3 protein-coding genes and 1 pseudogene are annotated in these 6,487 nt (G+C 37.2%); all 4 read left to right on the top strand.

Features of this window, described 5'->3' with window-relative positions; all coding sequences use genetic code 11:
- On the top strand, window positions 1-439 hold a 439-nt coding region (locus AACP56_RS17780; RefSeq protein WP_339339051.1), incomplete at its 5' end, for a gliding motility-associated C-terminal domain-containing protein.
- Window positions 440-454: 15 nt separating this feature from the next.
- Window positions 455-1,405 (top strand): PorP/SprF family type IX secretion system membrane protein, encoded by a 951-nt coding sequence (locus tag AACP56_RS17775; protein ID WP_339339049.1) that lies wholly within the window; start codon window positions 455-457, stop codon window positions 1,403-1,405.
- A 14-nt stretch (window positions 1,406-1,419) separates the two neighbouring features.
- On the top strand, window positions 1,420-3,351 hold the full coding sequence (locus AACP56_RS17770; RefSeq protein WP_339339047.1) for an OmpA family protein: 1,932 nt from the start codon (window positions 1,420-1,422) through the stop codon (window positions 3,349-3,351).
- Between the two features lie 220 nt (window positions 3,352-3,571).
- A pseudogene (locus AACP56_RS17765) lies at window positions 3,572-6,487 on the top strand (hypothetical protein); the annotation flags it as partial.

Below are 6,487 nucleotides of genomic sequence, written 5' to 3'. Positions count from 1 at the left end.
AGATGACGATGGTGATGGCATCGACACCCCCGACGAGGATGCGGACGGTGACGGCGACCCTACGAACGATGACACTGACGGGGACGGTACCCCTGACTATCTGGACCCAATTGATGATAGACCTGATCCAGAACCTGAGGCTGTGGTTGTGAATCAAATGGTAACACCAAACGGAGACGGAAGAAACGATTTTCTATTTATCAGAGGTGTAGAAAATGCCCGTAATAATACCCTAAGAATTTACAATAGATGGGGTATTGCGGTATATGAAGGACAAGGGTATAACAATATAAATAATGTATTCGATGGAAGGTCTAAGGGAAGGTCTACTTTAAGCGTAAATGATTTCCTTCCTTCAGGTATATATTTTTATATATTTGAGTACGATTCAAATCAAGGTAGAATTACGGATAGCGATTATTTCTATATCAGTAAGTAACATATAATAATGAATATGATTAAGAAGAGCATTTTATTGCCAATACTTTTTATAGGAATTACAATACAAGGTTTAGTTGCTCAACAAGATGCCCAGTATACACAGTATATGTTTAATACACTTAGTGTGAATCCCGCGTATGCAGGATCGAGGGGACAGTTGACCTTTGCAGGGCTTTATCGCTCACAATGGGTTGGTCTAAATGGAGCGCCGGAGACATTTACTTTAAACTTACATTCTCCAATACGTAATAGTAGACTGGGGTATGGGTTGTCTGTAGTTAATGATAATATTGGAGATGGTACGGTTCAAGAAACTTATCTTGATGCTGTTATATCATATACTTTAGATGTTTCTCAGAATGCAAAACTGTCTTTTGGTTTAAAAGGAGGCGGTAACATGTTGAGTCTTGATTTTTCTAAGCTTAGAAATTTTGATGAAGAAGTTGTAGAGCAAGACAATATAGATAGCCAGTTTTCCCCTAATTTTGGATTAGGGATATATTATCACACGGATAAGTTTTATGCGGGACTTTCTGCACCAAATGTTCTTGAAACTGAATATTTTGATAATAATAGTAATGATGCCAATAGTATTAACTTCTTAGCAGCAGAGCGTATCAATTTTTATTTTATAACGGGTTATGTTTTTGATTTGAATGGTAACTTAAAATTCAAGCCAGCAATTTTAACAAAGGCAGTTGGTGGTGCCCCTTTACAATTAGATATATCTGCTAACTTTTTATTTGCTGATCGTTTTAGTTTTGGAGCAGCCTATCGTTGGGATGCTGCGGTTAGTGCGTTGGCCGGATTTCAGATAACAGACCAAATAATGCTAGGATTGGCATATGATAAAGAAACGACAGAATTAGGAACTAGAAGATTTAATGACGGCTCTTTTGAGATTTTTCTAAGATTGGAATTATTGAAAAAGTTTCAGAAAACGGTATCCCCTCGTTTCTTCTAAAAACCGATTAAGATATGTTCAAAAAAGTACTTCTTTTTACAATTGTATTCATTGGATTTTTAGGCTCCTCATTTGGTCAAGAAAGACTCTTGGAAAAGGCGAATGAAAAGTACGATGAATATTCTTTTAGACCTGCTATTGATATTTACCAAAAGGTACGAGAGAAGGGTTTTTCTTCTCCAGATTTGTTAAAAAGACTCGGGAATTCCTATTATTTCAACGCAAATTATGAAGAGGCATCCGAAGTATATAAGGAGTTGATAGAAAAGCATGATTCTGTTGTTACACCAGATTATGTTTTTAGATACGCACAATCATTAAAAACGCAGGGGGAGTATGCTGCTGCAGATGAAATGATGGCCAAGTTTTCTCAAATGGCCAAAGAAAGTGGTATTGATTCTAGCTTTGATGAAGATTACATGAGCAAGATTGAAGAAAACTCAGGTCGATATGATATTTCTGCTTTTAAGTATAATTCCAAGTACTCAGATTTTGCACCATCTTTTTATAAAGAAGGTTTGATATTTTCGTCAGATAGGGATACGGGCAATTTAGCAAGATACCGTCACACATGGAATGCGAGGGACTTTTTAGATATCTATGAGGTAAATGAAGCTAATGAAGAGGATGAAGTTGTCAAGAAGGTTACCGGTGATATAAACACCCGGCTTCATGAGTCAACCTCAATTGTTACCAAAGATGGTAATACAATGTATTTTACTAGGAATAATTTTTTGGATGGGAAAAAATACAAAGATGAAAAAGGAACAATACGATTAAAGATTTATAAGTCTACCTTAATTGATGGGGAGTGGAAAGCTATTGAAGAATTACCATTTAATAGCGATAGTTATTCAGTTGCGCATCCCGTATTAAGTCCAGATGAAAAAGTACTCTATTTTGTGTCAGATATGCCCGGTAGTTTGGGAGAATCGGACATTTTTAAAGTACAAATAGTTGGCGATGGGACGTATGGTCCACCTATTAATTTAGGAAAAACCATTAATACCGAAGCAAGGGAAACCTTTCCTTTTATTACCAAATCAGATGTGCTCTATTTTTCTTCAGACGGACACCCAGGTTTAGGAGGATTGGACGTTTTTGCAACTAAAATTGCTTTTGATGAATATGACCAAACTATTGTAAATGTTGGTAAGCCTATCAATGGAAAGTACGATGATTTTTCGTTTATTATAGATGAAGAAACAAATACTGGATATTTTGCTTCTAACCGAACAGAGGGAATGGGAGACGATGATATCTATAGTTTCTCTGAAACTGATCCAATTAGCTTGGATTGCTTACAAGATATTACTGGAACGGTTAGAGATAGAATATCGAATGAAGTCTTGGCCGGTGCCACTGTTAAGATTATCAATGAAGAAAACAACGAGGTTTCCTCTACAATCACAAATTCAAAAGGGGAATACTCATTAAGTTTAGATTGTAACCAAGGTAACTTCGTAAGAGCGTTGATGGAGGGATATGTTCCTTCAGAAGAGTATTTGGTTAAGTCGTATGGGAAACCTAGAATTGTAGATTTTTATCTAGAAAGAGACTTAGTTACAGGTGGATTTGGAGATGACTTGGCTAAATTATTACAGCTGAGTACCATTTATTTTGACCTAAATAAATTTGATATTCGACCAGATGCAGAAATTGAAATCCAAAAAGTAATTGCTGCAATGGAAAAATATCCAAGTCTAAAAATAAAAGTAAACGCCCATACAGACAGTAGAGGTAATGATGCCTATAATTTATGGCTGTCTCAAAAAAGAGCGCAATCCACGGTAGCATATATGATATCCAAGGGTATTTCTTCTGATAGGCTCAAAGGAGAGGGTTATGGGGAAGAACGACTAATGAACGAATGTGAAAATAGCGTACGCTGCTCTAACGAAAAACACCAATTAAACCGAAGATCAGAATTTATCATATTTGACTAGTGGGTAATCAAAACAAGAAAACAATCCTTTTTATTAGTTTGGCTCAATCTATTTTTGTAGGAAAAATCTTCACAACAGTTTTAAAGGCATTTACCATGCTTTTTATCGATAACACCACAAATATTACGGACTAACGATTAACAGGCTTAGGTTTGCACTATTATAGATTAAAGTTATTAGGTTGAAAAGTTAATCAGCTTATTACTTAAATAGTATTTTAATGGTTAAAGCGGGCCTTCTAAGATTTTTATTATTATTTATTTCAGTTATTACCGTTGCTTCTGCACAGGATACATATCTGGATAATTTTGGGGTGCGAGCCTATAATAATTCTGATGGTTCTGTAGATTGGTCTACAAGCCCATGGACAGAAGTTAATGACAATAACTCAGCAACAAATGGTTTTATAAGGATAACCAATGGTGGTGAGGAGCTTAGGTTTAGAGAAATCTGGGATAATTTGGAGTATATAACACGTACAGCAAATCTAAGTTCATATGTTTATGCAACTTTATCTTTTGCTTGGAGGACTTCAAATTTAGAAGTGGGAGACGATTTAGATGTTCAAGTTTCTAGCGACGGGACAAATTTTACCACAATATTTACGATTAATGGCACCGGGAGTAACACTTCAGATACATTTACGGCTGATATTACATCATACATATCAGCTAGCACCACAATAAGGTTCATCAATAATAATGGTGACTGGCTTAACAGCAACGATACTGTATTTATTGATGATGTGCAAATTACTGCTTACACTGGACCAGATTTAGTAGTTACTAAAACAGTGGACAATAGTTCACCAAAAGAAGAGTCTAATATTGTTTATACCTTATCAATACAAAATAATGGTCCGATTGATGCTACAAATGTTAGTTTGACAGATATATTACCCTCAGGAGTTACTTTTGTAAGTGATGATGGTAGCTATAATTCTGGAACAGGAGTATGGACTGTAGGAACTTTAAATGACGGTTCCACAGCTACCTTAAATATTACTGCAAGTGTGAATTTTGGCACAAATGGCTCGACTATTACAAATACAATAACTACGGTAAGCGCAGACCAGTCAGATAGTAATATTACTTTAGATGATTTGACTGAATCAATTGTACCAACTGTAGATCAGGCACCAACGTTAACAGTTACTGGAGACCAATTATATTGCCCAACGACTTCCCAGCCTATTGTGGAAACTATTAGTATTACAGACCCAGATGACGTGACAACGGATGCTATCTACATTCAAATATCTTCTGGATATGTAAATGGGGAAGATGTTTTAAACCTTACAGGTACTCATCCCAGCATAGCAGCAACTTGGGATGTTACAGAAGGTGAATTAACACTTGCTGGTCCAGCAACGTTTGCAGAGTTTGAGGCGGCAATTCTTAACGTTGAATTTTCAAGTTCTTCAGCATCTCCTTCCGGAGTAAGACAATTTTCAATTACCCCAGGAAGTGCAAATTACCTACCACCTACAGATCACTATTACGAGTTTGTTCCTGATGTTGGAATTACATGGACTGCAGCAAGAGATGCAGCAGCATTACGAACTTATTATGGACTTCAGGGCTACTTGGCCACTTTAACTACTCAAGAAGAAGCGGATTTTTCAGGTTCACAAGCAGCCGGTGCAGGATGGATTGGTGCTTCTGACGCTGCTACTGAAGGAGATTGGCAATGGGTTACAGGACCAGAAGCTGGCACCTCATTTTGGAGTGGAACATCCACTGGAACAACGGTAGCTCCATATAATTTTGCATATTGGAATGGGGGTGAACCTAATCAATCTGGAAACGAGGATTATGCTCATATTACTGACCCATCAGTTGTTAGGGGTACAGGGGGACCAGGCTCATGGAACGATCTGTCAAATACTGGCGCTGGTAGTGGAGCATATCAACCTAAAGGATATATAGTGGAATATGGTGGAACGGTGGGAGACCCTGTTTTAAATATAACTGGAGTTACTACACTAACAATAGATAACGTAGACCCAACAGCAAGTAACCCTTCACCAATAACCGTAAATTGTTCAAGCGATGTTCCATCTTCCGATGTTACCGTTGTTACCGACGAAGCGGATAATTGTACAACTAATCCAATAGTTACATTTGTTAGTGATTCAAGTGATGGGGGAAGCAATCCAGAAATAATTACTCGAACTTATAGGGTTACAGATGAAGCTGGAAACTTTGTAGATGTTACCCAAACTATAACAGTTAATCCAGTTTTAATCGATTCTCAACCAACTAATCAGGTTGTAGGAATAGGTAGTAATGGAACTTTTTCATCTAGTACTAGCAATGCTGATACTTTTCAGTGGCAAGTGAGTACAAACTCAGGAGCAAGTTTTTCTAATATTTCAAACGGTGCTGAATATTCAGGAACAACTACAGAAGTACTAACTGTTTTATCTGTAGATTTAAGTAAGGATGGGTATATATATAGAGTATTAGTGTCTAATTCTTCTGGTTCATGTGCCACTGTAATTTCTTCTGAAGTTACTTTAACTGTGGTTCAAGACTCAGATGGTGATGGAATAGATGATGTATCAGATTTAGATGATGATAATGATGGTATTCTTGATTCCATTGAATCACCAAAAACTGTACTATGGGTTACGGATACAGGTTCAGGACCAGATACAGAAGAACAGAATACAATTAATAAGTTAATTGCAATAGGGTATTCCGTAACTGTGGTTGACGATTCCGGAAGTGGTCAAGATGCGAATAATTATGGCGTAACTTTTATTCACGAAGAGGCAATCAGTGGAAACGTTTTAGCATCAGGAAGTGTAAGTAATGTAGTGACAACTACAAATGGAGTCGTAACAAGTGAGCCAGCTTTACATGATGATTTACTGGGAGCGGCTGTAGGTGGTAGCAGCGGTCTTACATCCATTGATATTATAGACAATACGCATCCAATAACTAGCGGGTTATCATTAGCAACTCTTGATATTGGGAATGCACTGTACCATGTAAATGGTTTGACAACAGGTACAGTTTTAGGTAGAGATCCGGGTAATAGTGAAGCGTCAGTAGTATTCTGGAATGAAGGTGATGCAATGGAAGTTGGTACTGCTCCTGGAAAAAGAGTATTAGTCCCTCATGCAAATGGC

This window comes from Croceitalea sp. MTPC6 (genome assembly GCF_036985525.1).
GTDB lineage: Bacteria > Bacteroidota > Bacteroidia > Flavobacteriales > Flavobacteriaceae > Croceitalea.
This window is presented reverse-complemented; position numbering and strand designations above follow the sequence as displayed.